The sequence below is a fragment of the Streptomyces sp. NBC_00259 genome (assembly GCF_036181745.1).
GTDB classification, from domain to species: domain Bacteria; phylum Actinomycetota; class Actinomycetes; order Streptomycetales; family Streptomycetaceae; genus Streptomyces; species Streptomyces pratisoli.
This window is the reverse complement of sequence record NZ_CP108080.1, coordinates 895,437-918,912: the sequence shown is the minus strand read 5'-3', so window position 1 is coordinate 918,912 and position 23,476 is coordinate 895,437. Positions and strand designations below refer to the sequence as shown.

General features: G+C 70.0%; 13 protein-coding genes. 6 read left to right on the top strand and 7 right to left on the bottom strand.

What is annotated here, in order from left to right; translation table 11 throughout:
• Window positions 1–4: 4 nt before the first annotated feature.
• From OG766_RS04065 to OG766_RS04055, 3 genes are read left to right on the top strand one after another with little or no spacing between them, the layout of a single operon-like run.
• Window positions 5–1,120 (top strand): hypothetical protein, encoded by a 1,116-nt coding sequence (locus OG766_RS04065; RefSeq protein WP_328724580.1) that lies wholly within the window; start codon window positions 5–7, stop codon window positions 1,118–1,120.
• Between the two features lie 43 nt (window positions 1,121–1,163).
• Window positions 1,164–2,477, top strand: a complete 1,314-nt coding sequence (locus tag OG766_RS04060) for a hypothetical protein (RefSeq protein WP_328724579.1) — start codon at window positions 1,164–1,166, stop codon at window positions 2,475–2,477.
• A gap of 43 nt (window positions 2,478–2,520) precedes the next feature.
• Window positions 2,521–4,329: a hypothetical protein gene (locus OG766_RS04055; protein WP_328724578.1), complete on the top strand. Its 1,809-nt coding sequence runs from the start codon at window positions 2,521–2,523 to the stop codon at window positions 4,327–4,329.
• A 106-nt stretch (window positions 4,330–4,435) separates the two neighbouring features.
• Here OG766_RS04055 and OG766_RS04050 read toward each other — a convergent pair whose 3' ends face one another.
• Window positions 4,436–4,879, bottom strand: a complete 444-nt coding sequence (locus OG766_RS04050; RefSeq protein ID WP_328724577.1) for an ATP-binding protein — start codon at window positions 4,877–4,879, stop codon at window positions 4,436–4,438.
• 156 nt (window positions 4,880–5,035) lie between these two features.
• Here OG766_RS04050 and OG766_RS04045 point away from each other — a divergent pair, with 156 nt between their 5' ends.
• Both OG766_RS04045 and OG766_RS04040 read left to right on the top strand, forming a co-directional pair.
• On the top strand, window positions 5,036–5,917 hold the full coding sequence (locus tag OG766_RS04045) for a helix-turn-helix domain-containing protein (protein WP_328724576.1): 882 nt from the start codon (window positions 5,036–5,038) through the stop codon (window positions 5,915–5,917).
• A complete protein-coding gene (locus OG766_RS04040; protein WP_328724575.1) occupies window positions 5,914–6,114 on the top strand; it encodes a DUF397 domain-containing protein in 201 nt (66 codons plus the stop codon). The genes OG766_RS04045 and OG766_RS04040 overlap by 4 nt, the downstream gene beginning before the upstream one ends.
• A gap of 501 nt (window positions 6,115–6,615) precedes the next feature.
• Here the strand turns inward: OG766_RS04040 and OG766_RS04035 are convergent.
• From OG766_RS04035 to OG766_RS04025, 3 genes are read right to left on the bottom strand one after another with little or no spacing between them, the layout of a single operon-like run.
• Window positions 6,616–10,740: an Eco57I restriction-modification methylase domain-containing protein gene (locus tag OG766_RS04035; protein ID WP_328724574.1), complete on the bottom strand. Its 4,125-nt coding sequence runs from the start codon at window positions 10,738–10,740 to the stop codon at window positions 6,616–6,618.
• Window positions 10,740–13,697 (bottom strand): DEAD/DEAH box helicase, encoded by a 2,958-nt coding sequence (locus tag OG766_RS04030; protein ID WP_328724573.1) that lies wholly within the window; start codon window positions 13,695–13,697, stop codon window positions 10,740–10,742. The genes OG766_RS04035 and OG766_RS04030 overlap by 1 nt, the downstream gene beginning before the upstream one ends.
• 45 nt (window positions 13,698–13,742) lie before the next feature.
• Complete coding sequence (locus tag OG766_RS04025) at window positions 13,743–20,087, bottom strand: protein kinase domain-containing protein (protein ID WP_328724572.1); 6,345 nt, start codon at window positions 20,085–20,087, stop codon at window positions 13,743–13,745.
• Window positions 20,088–20,700: 613 nt separating this feature from the next.
• Here OG766_RS04025 and OG766_RS04020 point away from each other — a divergent pair.
• Window positions 20,701–21,639: an ADP-ribosylglycohydrolase family protein gene (locus OG766_RS04020; protein WP_328724571.1), complete on the top strand. Its 939-nt coding sequence runs from the start codon at window positions 20,701–20,703 to the stop codon at window positions 21,637–21,639.
• A gap of 5 nt (window positions 21,640–21,644) precedes the next feature.
• On the opposite strand, the gene OG766_RS04015 is transcribed toward OG766_RS04020, so the two are convergent.
• The 3 genes from OG766_RS04015 to OG766_RS04005 form a co-directional block, all read right to left on the bottom strand.
• The gene (locus OG766_RS04015) at window positions 21,645–21,782 is read right to left on the bottom strand and encodes a hypothetical protein (RefSeq protein WP_328724570.1); all 138 of its coding nucleotides are present in this window, start codon (window positions 21,780–21,782) and stop codon (window positions 21,645–21,647) included.
• Window positions 21,783–22,206: 424 nt separating this feature from the next.
• Entirely contained in the window at window positions 22,207–22,899 is a 693-nt protein-coding gene (locus OG766_RS04010) for an HAD family hydrolase (RefSeq protein WP_328724569.1), read from the bottom strand.
• A gap of 36 nt (window positions 22,900–22,935) precedes the next feature.
• Window positions 22,936–23,418 (bottom strand): Lrp/AsnC family transcriptional regulator, encoded by a 483-nt coding sequence (locus OG766_RS04005; RefSeq protein WP_328724568.1) that lies wholly within the window; start codon window positions 23,416–23,418, stop codon window positions 22,936–22,938.
• Window positions 23,419–23,476: the final 58 nt, after the last annotated feature.

Below are 23,476 nucleotides of genomic sequence, written 5' to 3'. Positions count from 1 at the left end.
ACCCATGACCACAGCGAACACCCCCGTGCTGCACCCGGACCTCACCCCCGCCCAGCGCGACTGCCTGGACGCCCTGCCGCTGTCCGGCAACCACGTCGTCAGTGGCCCGCCCGGCAGCGGCAAGAGCCTGCTCGCCGCACACCGAGCCGTCCACCTCGCCCTCACCGGCCGCCCCACCTTCCTGATCTCGCGATCCAACCTCCTGCGCCAGCTCCTGCGCGGAATCCTCCAGGGCCTCGCTGTCGAGGGCACACCCGTCGACGCCGCCACGGGACACACCTGGATCCATCGCCACTTCGGCCACGACGCACCGCGCACGGAGGACGGCTGGTTCGACTGGGCGGAACTCACCCGTCGAGCCGCCGCCACCCTCGACGAGGACGACGAGGCAACCCCTCATCTCGTCGTCGACGAGGGCCAGGACCTGCCGCCGGGCTTCTACCGGCTGGTCCGCCTCGCCGCCGCCTCCGTCACGGTGTTCGCCGACGAATGCCAGCGACTCACCGAGACGAACTCCACCCTCACCGAGATCACCGACGCCCTCGGCCGCTCCACCGCACGTGCCGAGATCTCCGGCAACCACCGCAACACCCGCGAGATCGCCTCCCTCGCCGAGTACTTCCGCAGCGGCGGCATCCGCCCCGACCTGCCCTCGCGAGGTGGCTCCCTGCCTGTCGTGCGCCATTACTCCGGTAACAAGGATCTCGCCGAGGACATCGTGACCATGGCCGCACGGCAGCCGCGGCAGCGCATCGGCGTGATCGTCAACCGCCTGCCCACCGCGGCCGATCTGATGAGGCGCCTCGAACGGGCCGGTCTCGCCCGCGAGCCTCAGCTCTACAGTTCGGCGGCCCCCTCCGGCCGCTACCGCGACCTGGACCTCGTCCGCCCGGGCGTCGTCCTCGTCCATCGCGCCAGCGCCAAGGGCCTCGACTTCGACACCGTCGTCGTCGCCGACGCGGAATCCGACTCCGCCACCGACCCCACGTCTGTGACCCTGCGCATGGCGTACTACGTCATGATCACCCGTGCGCGGGAGCGGCTGGTCCTGGGTTGGCAGGGGAGCCGACTGCCGCGGCATCTGGAGGGGCTGCACGGCTGGGTGCAGATGCGGCGATGACGCCAACGGGGCTACGCACATGTGGAAAGAACAAGGGGAGACGATGACTGACGACCGTAAGACGACCGTGCCCGTGTGGACGCTGGCGACCGCTGACGTCCGGGTGCCCGGGTTGACCGCGGGCGAGTCGATGACGGCCGAGCGCCTGGCCGAACTGCGCGGAGTGCTGGCGGTCCTGGCCGACGAGCCGATCGTCACCCTTGAGGCGCATCCGCTGCCGGACAGGATCGACCGCGGCCGTGGCATCCCGCTCGACGCCGCGAGTCCCCTGGCGCAACACCTGTCGCAGTTCATCACGCAATCGACGCGAAGCTCCCTCACGGCGGCCAGAGCGACCGCTTCCGGCGAGAGCCTGTATCGCATGGTGGTCCCGGCGAAGGTCGCTGCTCAGCTCGGGCAGGGCATCCTGCGCCCGATGGTGCCGAAGGGGGCGGCGGGTCAGTTCTTCGGGGACTTCGTAAACACGACGTCGGGCAAGATCGCCGCCAAAGCGACGTTCGTGCCCGTCGGAGGAGCGGCATCGGCGGGCGCTGTCGGCGGGGCCGGTGCGACCGCCGGTGCCGCGGCCGCCGGCGGCGCCGCGCTCACCGTGGCCGCTCCCCTCGTGCTCATGGCCGTGGCGGTGGGGGTGAGCGCGCACGCCGACCAGCAGCGCCAGCAGGCAATCGAGCACATCACGGAACTGCTGGAGCAACTTCAGGAGGACAGGCTCGAAGACGAGCGCAGCGCACTCGACGGCTGCCGCGGAGCCATCGACAAAGCCACCGCCATTCTGCTCGACCAGGGCAGGCTCGGTGTCTCGCTGGGACTCGACTCGGCGGTGCATGCCATCGACACAGCGCTGAGCAAGGCCGACGGCCGCCTTGCCCGCTGGCGGAGCGCGCTCGACGGACTGCCCGAGGGCGAGGCCGTCGAACTCGGCGCGCTGACCACGGCCTTCCCCGGTGTCGACGACCAGGGCGGCATGTTCCGCACCCACCTCGAGATCGCCTCCCTGGCCATCGCGCTGAAGCGGCGGGTCGTCGTCCTCCAGGCCGTCGAGCACGCCCAGGGCGACCCCGGCAACCTGTTCGAGAACTTCACCCGCGCGCTCAAGCGCGACCAACAGCACCTCGACGAACTGGAGTCGGGCATCGCCGCTGTCCTGGTACGCCTGTCAGCCCTGGAACTGGCGCGTCCGAACGGTTTGCGACCCGTCTTCACGACCGGTGAGGTCGATCGCCTGATGAGCGCGGCACACAGGATTCACCAGCTGGGCCGTGGCGTCACGGTCGGCGGTCGCCCGAGGGACGTGGCGATCGAGATCGCCCGCGACAAGGACGGTTCCGTGACCGTGTTCCCCGCGTTGCCCGTGTAGGTGTCGGCCGACTTCCGTTCGTCGATCAAGCAGGAGGTCACTGTTGAGCCCCACTCCGTTGGCGATGCCCAGCCGCAAGCCCGCGCCGAATACTCCGCGATGGGTCAGGGACGGATCTGTCCGAGACGAGCAGCGTGTTGAGAACCCGCTGGTCTACCGGACGGTACTGCCGATCCCCGAGGACGAGCGGGAGCAGATGTTCGCGGGAGCCCGCGCGTGTTTCACCTCCTGGCTGGAGAGCAAGGGGCTGGCGACGCAGCTCTCCTCGGGCGTCCATCGGCTCACCGACGCCTACACCCTCACCGTGACCGACTCCTACGACACCGACGGCCATCAGACCGCGCTGCGGCTTCGCCTGCGGGAGAGCAAGGAGGAAGAACAGGGAGGGACCTGGCAGACGACGCTCACGTCCGCTGCCGACCATGAGTCGACAGCGGCTTACGTCGGTGTCGAGCTGGAGCACCATCCCAGTCCGGGCAGACGGCCGATCACACCGGTCCCGCCTCGGCTCGTCCGTGAGCTTCTCGATCACTTCACCGTGACGGACGGGCCGATACGGCTCTCCTCGGCACCTCACCTGATCGGCCCCGAGTCGGTCGGCCTGCTGATGTCCGCCCTCACCGATTCGTCCCGAGAGCTTCCAATGGTGCTCGCGGCGGAGCCGTCCAATGGCGATTCGGCCTGGGAAAGGCTACTGACCCGGGTCGCCCGGAACCTGGTAGGAATCGCCTCGGTGTTCCGGCTGGAACGGGATGCCGTCCCCGCCTTCAGGGAGGCGGCTGGAGAAGGGCACGACATCTTCTCCGGCCAGATACGCACGTATCTTCCGGACGTCGCCCTCGGCTCCACCGAAGACGGTCGGCGGCACCGCCTGCTGACGTACCGGCGGCTCAGCGACCCGACGTTCCGCAACGCGGACGTTCGGATCTCCAGGTATCCGCGCCAGCACGCTGTCACCACACCGCAACCGGCCCTGCTCGCCGAGACCGTGTTCCCCGGCATCGAGGGGGTCCTCAAGGGCCTGCGTGCGGCTCGGTCCCAGACCGCCGAGTCCCTGAGGACGGAGACCGTCGGCTCCCTGCGCGCCCAGCTGAGCACGGCCAACGAGACGATCGACAAGGCGCTGGAGGAGCTGAGCGAGGCAGCCAAGGCCAGGGACTTGGCGGAGCGCAGCAGACGCGCCCTCGATGAGGAACTGCGGGACGCGACCGATCGCTATGAGGACGAAATCGCCGACCACGATGCCACCCAGGCGCAGCTGTCCGCCCTGCGCCACCAAGTGGCGGTTCTGCAGCAGCGGCTGGTGGAGGCCGGCCGGGCGGACGACGCCTACACGCCGCCCGTGGAGGAAGCGGCGCCGATGTCCTTCGCCGACCTGAACGAACGCGTGCGCGAGCGGATGAAGCATCTCGTTCTGACCTACGACAGGAGCAAGGCGGCAGACCTCGACGACGACCTGAAGAGCTCGACCTGGGCGTCGAAGGTATGGGACGCGCTGCTGGCGCTGGATTCCTACGGGGCGAGCAGCGCCGGCGAGCAGGGATTCGGCGGAACCTTCCGGGATTTCTGCGAGGCTTCCCCGCAGGGCATGCGCACCTATCCGGTGACGCGCGTGGCCATGGTCGAGTCCGACTCCGTTCGCAACGACAGGAAGTTCCGGCAGCAGCGCATGCTCCCTGTGTCGACGGAGGTCGACGCGTCGGGCAAGGTGTTCATGGAGGCCCATATCAAGATCGACAACAAGGGGAGGATCGCGCCCCGCGTCCACTTCTACGACGACACGGCGGGCGCCACGGGCAAGGTGATCGTGGGCTACGTGGGGCCGCACCTGTCAAACACGCGCACGAACTGAGCACCTTGCCGAGCCCGGGCACTTCGCCTCCATCGCAGAGGGGCGGCCGCGACGTGCGCGGTGACGTGGCCCGCGTGCGTTCCCCGTAGGTGGCGGCGGTCGCCCCTCAGGGTGCCGAGAGCACGGCCCGGACGGTCTTGCCGCTGGGCGGAAAGGGGAGCGTCTCCCAGTGGTCGGCGAGCGCGGCGACGAGCGAGAGGCCGTGCCTACCAGTGGGGAGCGAGGCGCCCGATACGGCGCTCAAGGGACGGACCTGCGGCCACCTCTCCCCGCGCGCGTCGGTGACGTCGATGCGGAGGAGACCGGGCGAGGCGTCGAACACGAGGGTCAGGCGAAAGCTGCGACCGGGCAGGCGGCCGTGCAGCACGGCGTTCGCCGCAAGCTCCGCGACGACGATTTCGGCACGCTCCGTGAGGTCCTGCGGGGCGCCCCAGGACTGGAGTTGGCTCGCACTGAGCAGCCGGGCGAGCCGGGCGCCGCGCCGTGTGGACGACAGCAACTGTGTGAAGGTGACGGCTGAGGTGACGAGTTGGGGAATGGGGTGGTTCATGACGCCAGCGTGACGGCTCGGTGTGACCGAGTGCGAGCACCGCACCCCGTACGCGAAGTGAGCGTACGGGCGCATGGAGTGGACAGTACGTGAGTCCGGCCGTCACGCTGAGTGTTGAACGTGTGCGGGTCCAAGGGCTGGAGAGAGGGGCGGCGGATGGACATCGTCGAAGCGGAGGCGGACACGGGCATCGGCACCCGGACGGTTCCGGCGGGAGACGGGGAGCGGGAGCCCCATCCCTCGGACAGTCTGCGTACCTTCGGCGCGGTCGTCCAGGCGTTACGTGAGCACGCGGGGCTCAGCCGGGGAGACCTCGCCGCTGTCGTCCGGTACTCCAAGCACACCGTGGAATCCGTGGAGCTGGGCCGTCGGATGCCGGACGAGGCGTTCATCGAGCGTGCGGAGGAGGCGCTGGGGAACACCGGCGCGCTGCGGAGGGCTGCCCGCCATCTCAGCCGGGGTGAGGTGGGACTCGCGGCGTGGTTCCGGCGGTGGGCTCGGCTGGAGCGGGAGGCGGTGAGTCTGTGCACGTACGAGTGCCGGCTGGTGCCGGGGTTGTTGCAGTCGGAGGCGTACGCGAGGGCGGTGCTCGAGGGCACGATTCCGCTGCGGACGGATGGGGAGCTGGAGGAACTCCTTGCCGCCCGCATGGAACGGCAGGCGATGATGCGGGACCGGCCGAAGGTGCCATTCAGCTTCATCGTTGAGGAGCATGTGTTCCGGCGGCGGTTCGGTGATGCGCAGGCGATGCGTGGGCTGTTCGATCATGTGCTGGAGCACAGTGCTCCGCGCAATGTGACGCTTCAAGTGGTCCCGCTGGAGCAGGGGTTGCATCCGTGCCTGGATGGGCCGGTGCGGATCCTGGAGACCCCTACAGGACAGCGGCTCGGCTACTCCGAAGGGCAGGAGAACGGCCGGCTGATCTCGGACCGGAAAGAGGTGAGCCTGCTCTGCCAGCGCTATGAAACACTTCGCTCGCAGGCCCTGAGTCCCAATGAATCCGGGGCCTTGCTGGAGCGACTCCGAGGAGAGCTATGAGCGGCAGTGCGACGGAACTCGCCTGGTTCAAGTCAACCTACAGCGGCAGCCAGGGCGATGACTGCGTAGAGATCGCGATCGCCGAACAGGCCGTTCACGTACGGGACTCCAAGGACCTGGCCCGCCCGCCCTTCGCCGTGGGCCGGGAGGGCTGGGCGCCCTTTGTGCGGTTCGTGTCGGGCGTCTCGGAGGCGTAACCGAGCGCGGCACGGTTGATGAGGCGGTCGCCGAGGTCGGGTGCCGGCTTCGGCGCGGCCTTCTTCTGAGGTGCGGGCTTCGCGGCGGCCTTCTTGCCGCCCGCCCGCGCCGCCTTGACGTTCGGCTTCGCCTTCGTGTCCTTCTTGGCTGCTGGGGTGTTGCGTGCCTCGAACGTCTTCCGCAGCTGGGTGAGTTGCTCGCGCGCCTTGACGGTCTGGTCGGCGGGCAGCGCATTCACCAGGGCTCGGGCGCGGCTGAGCATGTAGCGCGCCTGGGCCCAACGCTTGGCGTTGATCGCCGTGCGTATCAGGCCGAGGGATTCCTGCAACGCCTTGAGCTTCGCCGCCTGCTTCCGGGGCATCGGGAACTCGGCCCCACTGCCCCGGCGTTGCCCTGCGGCACGTGTACCCCAGTCCGTGCCCGCCGTCAGGACGACGGTCGTGCGCGGATTGCTGGTCTGGCTTCGACGTACCACAGGGCGTTCGCCTCCTTGGGTGGGATCAGGCGTGCCGGGGGCCCTGGCCGGGGGGCGGGGTGAGGGTGGAGAGGTAGGTACCGGACTCGCCCTCGATGAGCGGGTTCTCCAGGGTGAGGCCGGCGACGGCCATCCGGTCGTACTCGGCGAGGATCAGGTTCTTGGTGCGGTACTCGCCGTGGGTCTTGATGTCGTTGTCGCGGACGACGCTGAAGGTGTCCAGAATGTACTCGGTGTCGTCGCGGGTGATGCCGTAGAGGTGGAAGAAGAGGGCGTCCAGTTCGGCGCGGATGATGGCACGGCGGTCGGGGTCCCAGCGGAAAGGAGCGCCGGGGTCGCCGAGGTCACGGGCGAAGGGGATCATGTCGGCTGCGGTGTAGGTGAGTTCGAGGACGCGCGGGGTGATGAACTGTGCGTGCGGCGCGAGCTGGTTGGGAGTGGGGACAGGCATCTGTTGGATGTAGCCGTAAGTGAGGTGTGTGCCGCCGATCTTCTGGCGGACGCAGTAGTCGCTGACCATGGACGACCAGGCAGCGGAGAGCAGAGGAGCGTGGTCCGGCGAAGCAGGGAGGGCCAAGGGGTAGGGGTGGCCGAAGCTGTGGGCAGGCGAAAGAGTGCTGATCAACGTGCGCTCGTTACTCTTGTTAGTGATGTCTCGCCACCCCATCAGCCAGCCCCGGTCCCACCCCCTGGCCGTTAGACGGCTGCGGACGCTCAGCTCTACGATCGGCTCGCCGTCTTTGTCGACCTCCCCGGTCGGAACATCCTGCTCCGGCATCCAGTAGCGCGGCAGCGGTACAGCGGCGGCGTCCTGATGCTGCTCCACGGTGAAGCGCGGGAGGGTGCCCTTGTTGAGCTGCTTCTCCGTGGCGTTCTCGTACGTGGAGAAGCGGTGGTCGTAGTGGTGCAGCATCTTCGCCTCGTACAGTGGGAGTAGGCGCTCCTCGCCGCGGACGAGCACGTTGCCGTCGAGGGTCCAGCCGGTCTTGAGGAGGTCGTCGAGCGTCTCGGCGTTTTGGGCCGAGGGGCGGAACAGATGGGAGTCGTCCGACATGTGGAACATGCGCATGAGCGAGATGTCCCAAGGGTTCCCGCCTACCGTCTTCGTCTCGTCGATCAGCACCGGCACCCGGTGGTAGATCCCCAGCGCGATCTCGGCGTCCCGGCGGCTCTGGAAGACCGGGCATGTGCCGGAGTTCGGGTTCATGGTCAGGATGTCCTCAGCCGCCAGCAGATAGCTCCGATCGGCGATCTGCTCGGGCTGACGTACTTTGAACACCATCCGGATCGGCTCGTGAAAGCTGCCTGAGCCGCGCAGCATGAACAGGCAGAACCTCATCTGGTTGTGGACCTCGGGGAAGACCTTGTCCTCGTTCTCGAAGTCGTAGAGGGCGGCAAGCTGCCCCTTCGTAACGATGTCCTTGAAGAAGAACTGCGTCGTCGCGTCCGTAGCGATCCCCGTCGGCACGATCACTCCCGTCCGCCCCCGAGGCCCCGTCAGCGCGCGGTCGCTCTCCGTGAACACGGCGTACGTGTTGATGTCACCCCGCCCCGTCAGCGGGAACCGATCGCTGGCCCGCAGGAAGTGCTTTTCGCCCTCCGAGCGTCGCTTGGCGGCCTCGAACTCCGCGTACAGACGCTCGCCATCGCGGTTATCCCGCAACTCCGCGATGAGCCGCTTTCGCGCCGCCGCGTTCTTCGCTTCCGCGATACGCGGGTCCCGCTGTGCGAAGAACTCCTGTTCCTGGAGCTTCACACGTTCCCACGGCGGATTCCCCACCACCGCATCGAAACCCCCGACCCACCTCGTCCCTGCCTGCACGCCCGCCCCCGACTCCGGGACCGCGAACACCTCCGGAAACTCCAAGTGCCAGTGAAAGAAGCTGTACTGATTCCGCAGCCGCAGAATCTCCTCGTGCGTGCCGTCCGGCACAGCCGACTGGTCCCGCCCCCGCAGTGCCCGGAACACCTGGTCGGTAGGAGCCTCCGGTGCACCCTTCTGCTTGGGCCACACGAACGCCGCACACCACGCGTCAGCGGCGTGCAGGTCGTGCACATATGCGGCAGACTCCGAGTACGCCCGGTACGCGGACTCCTGCGCCCGCACCTGCTCCAGGGAGTCGGCGGGGGCGGCGGTGATGCGGGCAAGCTCGGCGGCGTACCGCTCGTTCCCCGGCAGGGGCTCGGCGTCGAACAGCAGCTCGTCCTGGCCGCCCCGCTGGACCCTGTTCCGCTTGACGAGTCCGGCCGCGTACTTCCGATCGTCCCCCTCGATCGGCTTGAAGGCGTCGTCCGGAACCCCGTCCGCCAACAGCTTCGGCGTCGCCCCGATCAGACCGTTCCCGTGCTTCACATGCGCGTCCAGGAAGCCGAGCGGCTTGCCTGGCTCCAGGGCCTCCAGCCACAGAGAGACCTTCGCCAGCTCCACGGCCATCGGGTTGAGGTCGACGCCGTAAATGCAGCGCGCGACGACCTCGTGCAAGGCATGCCGCATCGCATCGACCGTCGGCTCCGGGTTGCGCTCCCGCACGGACGCGACACGCTTGGCGATGCGCCGCGCCGAAGCAACGAGGAAGTGGCCGGACCCACAAGCCGGGTCGCACACCGTAAGCGACAGCAGCTCGTCGACGATGTCGTCGGCCGGGTCAGGACGGCCGGCCTCTGTGGCACGCTGCTCGCCCCGTTTCACAGCGTCGTCTATCACCGGGTCGAGAGTCGTATCCAGCAGGCACTCGATCAGCGAGGACGGGGTGTAGTAACTCCCCGTCGTTTTGCGGCTGTTGCCCGCGACCTCGATCAGCTCGAAGGAGCGGTCCGTCGCGGAGTGCTTCGGCTCCAGTTCCAGCAGCGACTCGTAGACCGAGCCCAGCTCCTCGGCGTCCAGGTGGCGGTAGTCGACGGGGCGCCAGCGGCGGGCGCCCGGGTCGCGCACCTGGGCCAAGTGACGTACGGCGGCGAGCAGCGACTCGTTGGACAGCTTCAGGCCGTCGAGGGGCGCGTCGGCCTCCGTGTGGGAGAACAGGCCGCCGAGGCCGGGCAGGCCGAGCTCGGGGCGGCCACCCTCGGTGCCCAGCGCATCGAGGACGATGCGCAGCGCCTCGTACTGGTCCCCGTGGGCCGTGCCCTGGCGCCGCCGGGCCCGCTCCCGCAACCGCGCCGACGAGAAGTACCGCTCATACGCCTCCCGGTGCCGCTCACCGGCCTCCGGGTCGAGCAGGGCCTCGCGGTCCTCGGCGACGAAGACGAACAGCAGCCGGTACACCAACCGCAGCAACGCATCCCGCAGCGCCTTCGGGTCCACGTCCTCCCGCAGCCGGACATTCTCCGGATGCCGCAGGAACCCGGTACCAAGCACCGTCAGCGCGTTCTGCACCCCCAGCCGCAGCTGATCCAGCGCTCGCGCCCCCGAAGTGACGGCCTCCGCACGCCACTTCTCCAGCCAGCACCCCGAAGCCGCAGCCCCCTCCGCCACCGCGAACCGCGACGCGTGCAGCAGGCTGTACAGCAGCACGAACTCGCTGAACAGCTCGCCGTCGAAGATGGCTTCCAGGTCGAACTCGACGTACGCGGCGGTGGCGAAGGACGACGAGTCGCGTAGCAGGCGCAGGCGGCGGCCGTTGGTGAGGACCGCCCACAGGTGGGCCTCGGTCCGGTTGAGGCAGTCCTGGAGCATCGACTGGGCCGGGACCTGGCCAGCGGCCGGGCGCTTGTCCAGGTCCTGGTTCCACGGGATGAGGTGGACGAGGGCCGGGCCGTGGCGGTGGGAGATTAGGAACCGCTTCTCCGGGTCGGAGTCGGCAGCGATGCCCGCCGCGCCGACCTCCGTCAGCGCACCGAAGTCCAGCTTGCGGAAGACCTGGGCGAGCCAGTCCGTGCCGGCCCGGCCCGTCGGGTCGGCGGAGGGCATGCCCGTGACCGGGTCGGAGGGCAGGGCGGTGCGCAGGTCGCGCCAGAGCGGCTTGAGGTATTCCCAGGCGCGCTCGGCCTCGTCCCGCACGGGCACGGACGCGGGCAGGCCGTAGTCGGCGGGCTTGGTGCCCGGCAGGTTCCGCGCCTCGGCGATGCGCAGCAGCATGTCGGCAGGGAGGAGTCCGCCGACCGTGGTGACGGCGGTGAAGGCCAGGGCGGTGCGGGTGGCGGCGGCGGACATCAGGCTTCGGCTCCGGGGACGGTGGTGGCGGGCGCGGCGGGCTGCTGCGGCAGGTAGACGTACACGCCGAGGACGTCGGCGGGCTCCTGCGGGACGACCTTCAGGCCGCGGACGATCTCCTCGTTGGCCTTGCGCACCCGGCGGTGTGAGGCATCGAGTTCGGCGGCCAGGCGGGTGCCGTACTCGGTGAGGTGATCGTCGAGGCCCGGCAGGCCCTCCAGGGCGCGGGTGATGGCGTTGCGGGCGGCCAGCTCGTGCGTGTTGGCGGTGGCGCGGGCCCCCAGCAGCGCGGCGGCCGCGTCGTCGTCCAGCCAGCGGGCGCGCTGCGGCAGACCCTCGTAGGCCAGCAGCCGCGCGTCCTCGGCGACCACCTGCCGTTCACCCGTGCGGGACGGCAGGGTGAGGTGGAAGCGGTAGCGGACCAGGAGCAGCGTGGTGCGGACGGTGACCGCGTCCGTCGTCACCACACCGCAGCGGCGGGCCGGACGCGGACCCAGCGCCTTCGCGTCGAGCGCCGAGTCCAGGACGTACGAGGCGACGGCCCCGATCGCCGGATCGGTGCGCACCAGGGCGGCCTCGCCGCGCCCGATCGCCGGCGTCGTGCGGAACGGGATCTCCCGGTCCTCCTCGACCAGCCGGTTGCCCAGCGTGGCCGCGAGCGCGTCGCGCAGTCCGGCCGGGGTGCCGCCGACCTGGGCGGTGAAGTCGCCGCTGCCGTCACGTGGGTCGCGGACCAGTGCGTCCAGGTCCCGCAGCGCCTCCAGGGCGAACTCGCGCACTTCCTCCGCGCCGCCGAGCGCGGCCCGTACGGTGGCGACCTCGCGGGCCACCTCCTCCGGGTGGATGGCACGCTGGGCGTACTTGGAACGGGAGGTCTTCTCCCGCTCGGCGGCCGAACTCCACTCCCGCTCGATACGGTCGAAGGACTCCTGGTGGCCGTCCATCTCGAACAGGCTCTCCTGGCTGCCCTGCCGTCCGTGCAGCAGCAGCCACTCCACCACGGCGTCGGTGACGCCGGAGGCGGTCTCGTCGGGGACGGACACGGAGATGCCGAGGTCCTTCTTGATCTGGCGGTGCTTCTTGAACAGCACGTCCAGGACCTTGCCGTCGATGCCGTTGTCCTCGCCGTACATGGTGATGACGCGGACCTGGTCGCGTTTCTGTCCGTAGCGGTCGACGCGGCCCTCGCGCTGGTCGTGGCGGGTCGGGTTCCAGGCCAGGTCGTAGTGGACGACGGCGTCGAAGTGGTGCTGGAGGTTCACGCCCTCGGAGAGGCAGTCGGTGGCGATCAGCACGCGGCGTACGGCCGGGTCGTCGCCCGCCTCGGCGGCCTCGGCGGCGAGCTGCTCGATCCGCTCCAGGCGCTGCTGCGGGGAGAGGGTGCCGGTCACGGCGGCGATCTTCGTCTTCTTGCCGAGCTTGCCGTCCAGCTGCTCGGCGAGGTAGTCGGCGGTGGGGATGTAGCGGCAGAAGACGATCGGGTGGTAGCCGTCGGCGATCAGGCCCTTCAGGTGCCGGGTCAGCGCCTTCAGCTTCGCGTCCTCCGCCGGACCCACCAACTGCTCCGCTCGCTGGGCGAGTTCGAGCAGCCGCGCGCCCGCGTCCTCCGACTCGGCGGCGCCCGGCGCGACATCCATGCCCTCAAGGCGGTCGTTGTCGGCGGAGTCGGCGGCCACCGGGGCGCCCAGCACGTCCGCCTCCTGCGCGGTGCGGGCGGTGGCGGACTCGGAGCGGGTCTTCAAGGTCTGCGCGGCGGCGGCCGGGGAGGACACCATGGAGCGCAGCAGCGCGATCACCGACCACCAGGCGATCCGGGCCTCCCGCTTGCCTTGCTCGCCCGCCGCCTCGACGCGGTCCCGCGCGTAGGCGATGGCATCGTCGAGGAGCGCGCGGTAGGCGGGGGTCAGCTTGTAGGGCTCGTCCTTCGTCCAGCGGTCGGACGGGAACGCGGTCCGCTCGGCCAGGGAGTCGTCGGCGAGGCCGTCCTCCTTGGTGAGGTAGTCGCGGACGTCGGCGCGCTTGCGGGCCACGAAGTGCTCGGCGAGTTTGGCCCGTCCCGCCGGCGTCTCCAGGTCCAGCGTCGCCAGCTCGGGCCGCACCAGGCCGAGCAGGTTGCGGAACGCGGACTCCTTGCCGGAGTGCGGGGTCGCCGTCAGCAGCAGCAGGTGGCGGTCGGCGTCGGCGGAGACCTTTCGCAGCAGCTCGTAGCGGAGCTGGTTCGTCGCGGACGACGCGCCGCCCTGCGCGGGATCGTCGGCGGCCACGCAGGTGTGGGCCTCGTCGACGATCACCAGGTCGGGGCAGTGCTTGACGAAGTCCTCGCGGTGGCGGGTCGACTTGATGAAGTCCGTGGAGATGATCGTGAACGGATGCCGGTCGAACAGCGACTGGCCCAGCTCCAGGTTGCGCTCCAGGCGCGACACCGTGGACGCCAGCACCAGTTCGGCGTCGATGCCGAACTTCTCCCGCAGCTCGCCCTGCCACTGCTCGGCCAGCGCGGGGGAGCACAGCACCGCCAAGCGGGTCGCCTCGCCCTGCGCCAGCAGCTCCTTGGCGATCAGGCCCGCCTCGATGGTCTTGCCGATGCCGACGTCGTCCGAGATGAGCAGCCGTACCGTGCGCTGCCGCAGCGCCATCAGCAGCGGCACCAGCTGGTAGGCGCGGGGCTCGACGGCGATCGACGCCAGCGAGCGGAACGGGCCCGCGCCCGACCGGAACCCGATGCGCAGCGCCGTGCGCAGCAGACCGGCGGCGCGCTGGTCGCCCAGGTCGTCCGGGCTCGGCGCGGCGAACTCGGCGGGGCGCACCTCCTCGAACGAGGGGAAGACGGCCGCGATGTCGTCCTCGCTCCCACCCAGGGGGCGCAGCACCAGCATGTCGGGGGCGCTCTCGGGCAGCACCACCCATTCCCGGCCACGGGCGGCGACCAGCGAGCCGGCTGTGTACGTGAGGCTCATGAGATGTCTCAGTTCCTAGCTAGAGGTCGAGAAGGGGTGAGGCGGTCAGCGAAGGTGGAAGTAACCGGCGTGGTGGTCGACGACGGCGTCCCAGTCCGCGTCCGCCGGGAAGCGCACGACGTCCCAGCCGGCCTCCTCCAGGCGGTAGCCGGCCTCGACGTCACGGGTGGAGTCGGCCGGGCGGCCGGGGACATCGACGAACACGGCGAGGCTGACGCCGTCCAGGCGGAAGACCAGGTTGGGGCGGGCCGCCGCCGTGCCGACGAAGACGTCGACCTCGTCCGGCAGCCGGTAGCCCTTCGCCCTCAGCCAGCCGAGCAGGTCGCCCCGCGCGACGAGGGCCGCCAGGTCCGTCTCCACCGGGGTTGGCGCGGACGCCGGAGCACCCTCGGGCGCACTGCCGGCCGCCGGGGCGAGCCTGCGGAACGCCTCGCTGCGGGACTCCCCGCGGTCCTCCCGCTCGGTGCGGGCGCCGGCCAGGCGCAGCAGCAGCGGGCGGGCGGCGAGCCGGCTCAGCTGGCGGTGGTGCGTCTGGTTGCCGTACGTCAACAGGCAGGCGTAGCAGCCGCGGGCGCACCGCTCGCCGTCCGCCGGACCGCCCAGGTCGTCCCCGGTGTCCGGGTCGAAGTGGCAGATCTCCAGCGCGGTCCGGGCAGCCCTGCCGAGGGCGTCCTTCTCGTGCTGGATCCGGCGCAGCACACCGGCACCGCCCTCGGCGGCCTCCGTGAACAGCATGTGGCGGCGCGGACCCTCGTCCGGCGGCAGCAGCTCCGCGGTCAGCTCGGAGTCCTCCAGCTCAAACGCCGCCTCGATGCCCCGCTCCAGCGCGTACAGGAACGACAGGGCGACCGGCTCGGGCAGCGGCTCCTCCAGGGTGACCACGAGGATGTTGCGCCGGTCCTCCACGAAGGGCAGGACCCGCTTCTTGCGGCGCTTCTCGTTGCCGTCCTCGTCGACCACCGGCATACCGGTGCCCTCGATGGCGTCCGCGGCGGCCCGGTCGTTGAGCCAGCGGCCGTCACCCAGGTCCAGCCAGTAGCCGTCGTGGTCGCCCTTGTCGCGCACCCGGCCGAGGTTGGTGATCCGGACGGTCGCGGAGTCGCCGTAGTCCAGACTGAGAACGGGCGCCCCGCCGGTGTCGGTGACATGGGAGGTGAGGCGGCCCTTGCGGGCGCCGTGGTCCTGGAACGCGTAGGAGGTCTCCAGGCGGAAACCGGCCCTGCGGCGCTCCTCCTCGTCGGAAGAGATCCGCTCGCGCGGCGTGGTGTACACCGTGTGCAGATGGAGCAGTCCGGTGCGCTTGCTGCCCAGTTCCGCCCCGCACATCGTGCACTTGTCGGCGCCCGGCTTGACGGCGTAGTGGTAGCCGCAGCCGTCACAGCGCCTGGCCTCCGCCGTCGCCAGGTCGCCCGAGGCGTCCGGCGGCAGCTGCACCCGGGTGACCTGGTAGCGGGCGCCCTCGTGGTAGATGAGTGCGCCCGGGCCGAACTCGCGGATCGCGAGGAACCGGGGACGCTGGAGGTAGTCGCCGTCGGCGTTGCGGCGGTTGCCGGAGCGCGGGATGTACGCGGCCAGCGGCAGCCGGGGGAAGCTGTAGCCGGGCAGGAACCCCTCGGACGCCAGATAGCGGTACGGATTGAAGTCGCTCATCACCGACTTGCTGTCCACTGAGCGGTTCAGCAGCAGGTTCGTCTGCGTCTCCGCCTCCCGGCGGCGGGAGCGGGCCCGGCTCTGCTCACCGGGGGAGAGGGTGTGGTCGACAACTCGCTTGTTCTGCTCGTACTGGTCGATGACGGCGGCCCGGAACAGGGCACGCCACCGCTCGAAAGCCGCGTCGAACTCCTGCGGGGCACGCTCGATCCGGTCCTCGATCCACTCGTCGTACCACCAGGTGGTCGACTCGAAGTCCGCGATGAGCGGGGCGAGGACGGTACGTGCGGTGGCGGCCGCGCGCCTGCGGGCGTCCTCGTCCAGGGAGCGGCTGAGGAACTCGGAGCGGAGCGGCAGCGGCATCTGCGGGTCGGGGCGGTCGTCGCCTTCGGGGTCGTAGGCGACGTCGACGACGTCAGGGATCGCGGTGCCGAGCTTCATGCCGGTCTCCGCAAGCCAGATGCCCTGCAGATGGGAGCGGACCAGGTCTTCGTTGGCCAGGTCCAGACGCGGCGGAGCCACCTGGCCCGACACCATGTCCTGGGAGCGGCGGAAGTAGTACTGGTCGTGGCTGTTGCCCGTCGCGCAGTACGTCGTCACCAGCGCGGGCTGACCGGAACGGCCCGCCCGGCCCGAGCGCTGCGCGTAGTTCGCCGGGGTCGGCGGCACGTTGCGCATCAGCACGGCGTTGAGCGAGGAGATGTCCACGCCCAGTTCCATCGTCGGCGAGCAGTACAGCAGGGGCAGGTCGGCGTCCCGGAACAGCCGCTCGCGCTCCAGCCGGTCCTCCGGAGTGACCTGCGCGGTGTGCTCCCGGGCGAACAGGCCGGCCAGCTCGGCGGCCGCGGTCCGGTACAGGTCGCGGAAGAACGGGTTGACGCGCGGGCCCTCGCCGCTGTTGTACGTGCGTGCCAGCGGGTCGACCGCACCCCGCTCGCCGTTCCCGGCCCGCCAGATCAGCGCGGCGGCCGACACCCGGTAACCGGTGCGCTTCTGACCCGCGCGGCGGCGGTAGGCCGGACCGGACTGCTCGGGCGTTGCGTCCACCTCGCACACCAGGTACGCGTCGCGCAGCACGGTCAGCAGGTCCTCGATGACCTTCTGGACGTCATCGAGGTGGACGTCGCGCAGCTCGGGCATGTTGCGCCGCAGATACTTGCCGAACTTGCCCCGGGCCGACAGGAACTGGGCGGTCCGCTCCATACCGGGCCGTGAGCCGTACGGGTAGGCGGTGCCGACCGCGGGCCGATCGCTCTCGCCGAGCACCCACGGGCCGGTCAGACGCTCCTCGCTCGCCCGCTGCAACGTGTCGAAGTCGTCGCGGAAGTACTGCACATCGATGGCGAGGGCGCGTCGCATGAAGTCGAGCAGCGTCCGGGCGACCTCCTCGCGCAGCGCCGGATCGGCGTCGCGCAGTGCGGCGTGCGCTGACTGCCATCGTTCGAGGTCGGCGGCGATGACGCCCAGGTCCTCGTAGTCGATCCGCAGCAGGCCCGTCTGCTCCAGGTTCGGCATAGTGATGCGCCAGCCGCGCTCCAGGTCGCGGTAGAGGCGATATCCCACCACATCACGGAAGGCCTTCACGGCCCGGCGTTCCATGGACGGAGGCAGCTTGGCGCCGGCAGCGAACTCGCGGGGCGTCAGGCCCATCACCTCGGTGACGGCCTCGGCGAGATCGTCGTGGCTCAGCCCCTCCTCACCGGCGCGCACCGCGGCCTGGTACAGGGCACCACGCAACTGGGTCACCTGAGCGAAGTCGTTGAAATGCCCCGCCTGGAGCGAGGCGTCCTGCCGGTTGTCGACGAAGGTGAGGAGTTTGCGCGCCTCCTTGCCCAGGCTGTCCTCCGGCACCGCCCGCAGGGACTTCACGATTGACGCCGAGATCAGCGAGGTCGCCGAGGAACGTCCTTCTTGGTCCAGGGTGGCCAGCTTGGCGAAGTCCCGGCCGCGGGTCTGCTCGTAGGAGACCTGACAGTGCACGCAGAACAGGAACGGTGCCGGGACGAACGCCGCCACCAGCCCCTCGCCCGACTCGTTCCCGTGGGCGTCCACGACGACACGCTTCGGCAACCGGGCCCTGTACGACTTCTTGACGACCGTCACATCCTGCGCGTCCCGCTCCAGCCACGACTCCGGCAACCGCCGGTCGTCCACGGCCTTCTGCGGATCGGCCGGCCACTCGTAGTCCTCCCCGGGCATGCCCAGGTAGAGGTAGCCCTCGCCCTCGCGGCCCCCTGAGGCAGAGGTGTCCCGGCGCGGCTCGTACCGGAACGAACCGCCGTCCTCGGCGCGCCAGACGGTCAGATACTCCTGGCCGCACTCGCGGCAGAAAGCCAGCGGGAACAGCGGCTTGCCGTCGCTGTCCGGCTGCTCCAGCTGATAGGTGCGGGTCAGCGGCCGGGTGAGCGGGTCCTCGAGCGTCGTGTAGACGGTGTCGCCCTTGGAGAGGAACTGGTGCAGCCGAAACGCGAACAGGGGCCGTTCCGTCACCGGATGCTTGGCCTGCGCACCTGCCTCCAGGGTCGTCCGGATCGCCTCGCGCACACTCTCCTCGGCCACCCCCGCCTCGGCGGCCAACTCTCTGGCCGCTTCCTCCACGGTGCCAGGCGCGCACCGGCGCAGCCGCCCCGTGTCCTTCTCGCGCTCCAGACCGAACCGGGACTCCACCCAGCGGGCCAGCGGGTCCTTCGTGAGCGCCTCGTACGAGCGGGGCGCCGCCGGGACCCGCAGCCGTTCGGCGGGCACGGAGTCCGGGGCTTCCTCGGTCGCCCGGACCAGGGTCTCGCCGATGACTCGCTTAGGCAGCACGGTCGTACCGAACAGCCGGCCGGCGACCCTGGCCACCTCACGCCGCTGGTCCTCCCAAGAGCCCTCGGTGGACATGGTCGCCGAGGTGCCGATGCACTGAAGGGTGGCGGACGCGCGGCAGGCCTCACGCACCCGGCGGATGAGGAATGCCACGTCCGCGCCCTGTCGGCCCCGGTAGGTGTGCAACTCGTCGAAGACGAGGAACTGGAGCCCCTCTGCCATGCGGATCAGGCTGGACCGGTCGTCCGGCCGGGTCAGCATCAGCTCCAGCATCACGTAGTTGGTCAGCAGGATGTCCGGAGGGTTCTTGCGCAGCTCGCGGCGCTCCTCCTGGGACTCCTGGCCGGTGTAGCGGGCGAAGGTGACCGGCTCACGGCCCTTCCCGAAGCCGTTCTGCAGGTACTTCTTCAGCTCCTCCACCTGTGAGTTGGCCAGTGCGTTCATTGGGTAGACGATGATCGCCCGCACCCGGCCACCCGCGTCAGGACCAGCCGCCTGACGCTCCTTCAGCACGTGGTGCACGATCGGGACGATGTACGACAGCGACTTGCCGGAACCGGTGCCCGTGGTGAGCACATAGGAGTCGCCCGCCTGCGCGGCCTCGATCGCCTGCCGCTGGTGGAGGTGGAAGGTGAGCGGCCGGCCGTCGGGGCGCGGCGAGTTCTCCTTCTTGCCGGCCTGGAAGATCTCCGCGCACTTCGGGTGCAGCACGCCGTCCCGCACGAGGTCGGTGACCTGGCCGCCGTCGGCGAAGAACGGGTTCAGGGACAGCCAGGGGTCGGGCCACTGCGACTTCGCCGCCAGGTCGTCCGCGACGAAGCCGCCGATGCGGGCGTCCCGGATCACCGTCGCGCTCTTGGTGAAGTCCTCGTACTCGCTGATCAGATCGGCATGAATGCCGAAGACGTCCATGGCCTCGGGCAGTCGTGGCTCTCTTCGCGGCACTGGTGCGGGAGCCGTCGGCGCGGGCTCGGGGAGTTGGGCACGCAGCCGTGCCACCGGGTCCATCGCCTGCCAGTGAGGAGCCAGCAGGGCGGCTGTGTCGTCCGCTGCGAGTGCGAGCGGGATCAGTGCCTCGCGGACCTGGGCGGCGTTCTCGGGCCGGTTTTCGGCGTCCTTCTCCAGGAGACGGTCCACCAGCCGGACCAGTTCGGCGGGCAGGTCGGGGCGCACCAGGGTCAGCTTCGGCGGGTCCTCGTGCTGGTGCTGTTCGGCCAGCTCGTAAGGGGTCCTGGCGGAGAACGGCGGACGTCCGAGCAGCAGCTCGTACAGGATGCAGCCGAGCGCGTAGAGGTCGGCCGAAGCGGAGACATGCTCCGCCCGGAACTGCTCGGGTGCCATATAGCGGGCGGTGCCGACACTCACGCCTGTGCTGGTCAGTCGCGTCTGGTCGGGATCGTCGACCACCGAGCCCATGCCGAAGTCGAGGATCTTGACGCTGCCGTCGCGGGTCAGCATCGCATTGGCCGGCTTCAGATCGCGGTGGACGACACCCGCGGTGTGCGCGGCGACGAGACCGGAGGCGATCTGCGCCCCGACGGCGGCGACCCAGGAGACCGGGAGCTGGGGCTCCTCGTCGATCAGGTCCGCGAGCGGATGGCCGTCCAGCAGCTCCATGGCCAGGTAGGGCAGGCCGCTGCCGTCCGGTGTCCCGTCCACGCCGCCATCGATCAGCAGGGTGAGGTTCGGGTGGCCCTGGGAGAGCATGCGCATGATCCGCACTTCGCGGCGGAAGCGGTCGATCTCCTTGCCGGACCCCGATGCGTCAATCGCGACTCCGGTCCGGCCTCGCAACACGGTCTTGACCGCGACCTCCCGGTGCGGGGACTCCGGGGCGGCCTGAAGGTCTTCGGCCCGGTGCACCTCGCCCATGTTCCCGCGCCCAACGATCCCCGTGATCCGGAACCGTCCGTCGACCGTCTCCAGGCTCACAACCCCTCCCCGTTTCACCCATTGCGTGCAAGACGGGTACACCCTGCAGTGAGAGTACACTTCGCCTGTTGACTAGAGTCGCGCACGCGTGTTGACGCTGTCAACTGACTTCCAGCTTGATGTGTGGGCGAGTGATCAACGCGCGGGCGGCTGATCGCGGGCCGTCAGGCGGTCATGTCCCGTCGGGCGTCGCATGCTGCATCCGTTCCTCGGCAGGAACCGTCTACGCTTCGCCGACATGGTGAGGTGCGGTCGGCAGGGATCTTGTGGACTGACGTGACACCGTCGGGCAGGCGGAAGAGGAGCACATCCCAGCTCAAGGCGGCCTTCCGGGGGCGAGGAGGAGTGTGGGTCTGGCGGCCGTCAGGGAGACGGGGCGCCTGGATCGGCCGACTGTAGTCGGCTCCGTGTCTCGACAACGCGCACCGGCAGGTGCGGCTGTCGTTCCTTGCAAGACGAGGGTGCCGCACGCAGGTCTGAAGTCCGGTCGCACCGAACGTCGGTGACCGACGTGATCGGGGGACTCACTGAGGCTTTCCAGTCCTGCCCTTTGGCGGGGGCCTGAGCCGAAAGGGCCGGCGCGGCAGCCGTGCCACGCCGATAGCCTGCGCAGATGAAGCGTATGGAGCGAGCCCTCGCGACGGTTGTCGGCTCAGCGGTGGGCGACGCGCTGGGAGCCCCTTTCGAGTTCGGTCCTCCGGACGCGTTCTCTGCCCGGTTCCCGATGCTCGGGAGTGGTGGCGAGATGTGCGGCGGCGGCGGTTGGGAACCGGGCGAGGCCACGGACGACACACAGATGGCTGTTCTTGTCGCGGAGTCGCTACTGCAGCGGGGTGGACTGGACTTGCCGGACATCTTTGCCCGCTTCCAGCGGTGGGCGGCAGCCGACCCCAAAGACATCGGCCTGCAGACCGAGGATGTGCTGACAAACGGCATGCCGTGGGATCTGGCCGCCGCGACTCATTTCCAGGTCAATCAGCGAGCAGCCGGTAACGGCTCGTTGATGAGGGCGTCGACATCTGCTGTCTACTTTGCACGTGCCGGCCGGTCGGCCACGATGGATGCCGCCCGGCGCCTCGCCGCGCTTACCCACGGCGACCGCGCCGCCTGGGAAGGCACCGCCATATTCCACGAACTCATTCGCCTCAGCCTGGCGGGCGCCGAGCCCCTCCGCGCCCTTCCCGACGTTCTGGAGTTCGTCCATCCCGACCACCGTCGGCGATACGCAACAGTCCTTGCCGCTGACTGGCATCCCGACCAGGCAACCGAGTTCAACGGCGCAGTCTGGCCCTGTCTGGGCTCGGCGGTCTGGGCTCTGCGCAGCACGACGAGCTTCGAGGACGCCATTCGCGCGGCGATTGACGTGGGCGGAGATACAGACACTGTCGCCGCGGTCACTGGAGGTCTCGCGGGCGCATATCACGGATTGGACGCGATCCCTGCCCGCTGGACCGAGCCGTTGCATGTCCCCCTTCCAGGGTTCGGCGAACGGGTGCTGCGCCTGGCCGATCTGATCGATCTCGCGCACCGACTCGGGGCTGCCACGGACTGAGGCGTTCAACGGTCGAGCTGTGCCGTGAGCTCACGACTGGCCACGCGTGCCGCGGCGACGTCTTCATGCCGTTGCGCCGGCTCCGTGCTGAGGTCGAGAACCTGCTGCTCCAGCTCGCCGATCGTTCCCCTGCCGCTCTCCATCGGGCCAGGCGGCCGTGGTGGGGCGCGGATCGAGCTCCCGTCACAGCCGTCACGCCGAGTCCGTACGTCTCGCGGAGGACCAACGGCAACATCAGCACGCCCAGATGGGCGGGCACGGCGAAATGGCGTACGGTCGCGGTCCGTTCGGCGTTCCGGCCCACCCTGAACCCGCGCGAGTCGCAGGATGGTCGCCGTGTCGGCCGCGTCGCGGTCGATCGCCCCGCCCCGGCGCCCGGGGTCGCCGGCCAGCAGCCCCATCGGACCCCCTCGACCCGGACCAGCGCCGTAATGACGCCGGCGCCGAAGCTGTGCCGCAGGTCCGGCAGTGAGCCCAGGTCCGCGAAGCCTTCCAGGGCCGCCCGCGACGTGACCGGCTTGTACCTGCGTCAGCTCTGAGGGTCGGTCCCCGCACCGCTGGGAGCGCTCACGGCGTCGGAGCCAACCGGCCGATCCAGTCGTACGCCGCCTGCGCCGTGAACTCCGCCTGCCCGCCCGGGAAGATCAGCCCGGCCGTGCGGAACGCCTCGTCGGTGGCCGTCTCGGCCACGTAGGGAACGGCGATGCAGCGCATCCCCGCGGCATGCGCCGCCGCCGCTCCGGGCGGGGCGTCCTCCAGCACGACACAGTCGGCCGGGTCCGCGCCCAGCCGGCGGGCGGCTTCCAGGAAGACATCGGGCCGCGGTTTGCCGTGCGCGACCTCCTCGGCCGACACGAGCGTGGTGAGGAACGCGTCGAGCCCGGTGCCGGCGAGCACCGCCTCGATGGCCGTGCGGGAGGAGCCCGACGCCACCGCCATCGGCACGCCCGCCGCGTGCAGCAACTCCACGAACTTCCGCATCTCCGGGTAGACCTCGGTCCCGGCGCGGGCCAGCTCCAGATAGGTCCGGTTCTTGCCGGCCAGCAGATCCTCGATCGGGGCGTCGAGCCCGTACTCCTCGCTCAGCCGCTCCAGCGTCTCGCGGGTGCCGATGCCGATGAAGCGGGTGTGGTGCTCCCAGCTGAAGTCGGTGACGCCGTAGCCGGCGAGGACCTGTCGCCCCGCTTCGTAGTAGTTCGGCTCGCTGTCCACGAGCGTTCCGTCGAGATCGAAGATGACCGAAGGACAGGCAGTGCTCATGCCCTCCAGGATGCCAACCCGGCCTCGGGGGCGTGGTCACCGCGCCGCGCGTGCGCCCCTGCCGACCGACTCCACCAGCGGCAGCATCCGGTGCGGGACGCGCTCGCGCAGGGCCATCTCCGTCCGGGTACGGACCACGCCCGGCAGATTGATCAGGCGCTGGATCACATCCTCCAGATGGCCGTTGTCCCGCGCGACCACCCTGGTCAGCAGATCCCCGCCGCCGGTGATCGAGAACGCCTCGACGATCTCCGGCACCTCTGCCAGCTCGTCGCCCACCTCGTCCAGATGCCCCTGCGTGACCTCGATGTGCACGAACGCGAGCACCGGATGACCGAGCGCGACCGGGGACAGCACCGGGCCGGTGCCGGTGATCACGCCATCGCGCTCCAGCCGGTCGATCCTGGCCTGGAGCGTGCCCCGCGCGATGCCGAGGATGCGCGCGTACTCCCGCACGCTGGTGCGCGGCTGCTCGATCAGCAGCCTCAGGATGCGGGTGTCGAGCTCGTCCACCGCCATGGCCCGTCGGCCTCCTCGCAGCCGGTTGATCCCGTCGACGACTGTACCAATGGCCCAG

Excerpts from the sequence above, each read along its gene's own strand:
- OG766_RS04065 (WP_328724580.1), top strand. The coding sequence starts at position 5 with ATGACCACAGCGAACACCCCCGTGCTGCACCCGGACCTCACCCCCGCC.
- OG766_RS04045 (WP_328724576.1), top strand. The coding sequence starts at position 5,036 with ATGGACATCGTCGAAGCGGAGGCGGACACGGGCATCGGCACCCGGACG.
- OG766_RS04040 (WP_328724575.1), top strand. The coding sequence starts at position 5,914 with ATGAGCGGCAGTGCGACGGAACTCGCCTGGTTCAAGTCAACCTACAGC.
- OG766_RS04015 (WP_328724570.1), bottom strand. The coding sequence starts at position 21,782 with ATGGAGAGCGGCAGGGGAACGATCGGCGAGCTGGAGCAGCAGGTTCTC.
- OG766_RS04050 (WP_328724577.1), bottom strand. The coding sequence starts at position 4,879 with ATGAACCACCCCATTCCCCAACTCGTCACCTCAGCCGTCACCTTCACA.
- OG766_RS04010 (WP_328724569.1), bottom strand. The coding sequence starts at position 22,899 with ATGAGCACTGCCTGTCCTTCGGTCATCTTCGATCTCGACGGAACGCTC.
- OG766_RS04005 (WP_328724568.1), bottom strand. The coding sequence starts at position 23,418 with ATGGCGGTGGACGAGCTCGACACCCGCATCCTGAGGCTGCTGATCGAG.
- OG766_RS04060 (WP_328724579.1), top strand. The coding sequence starts at position 1,164 with ATGACTGACGACCGTAAGACGACCGTGCCCGTGTGGACGCTGGCGACC.
- OG766_RS04020 (WP_328724571.1), top strand. The coding sequence starts at position 20,701 with ATGAAGCGTATGGAGCGAGCCCTCGCGACGGTTGTCGGCTCAGCGGTG.
- OG766_RS04030 (WP_328724573.1), bottom strand. The coding sequence starts at position 13,697 with ATGAGCCTCACGTACACAGCCGGCTCGCTGGTCGCCGCCCGTGGCCGG.
- OG766_RS04035 (WP_328724574.1), bottom strand. The coding sequence starts at position 10,740 with ATGTCCGCCGCCGCCACCCGCACCGCCCTGGCCTTCACCGCCGTCACC.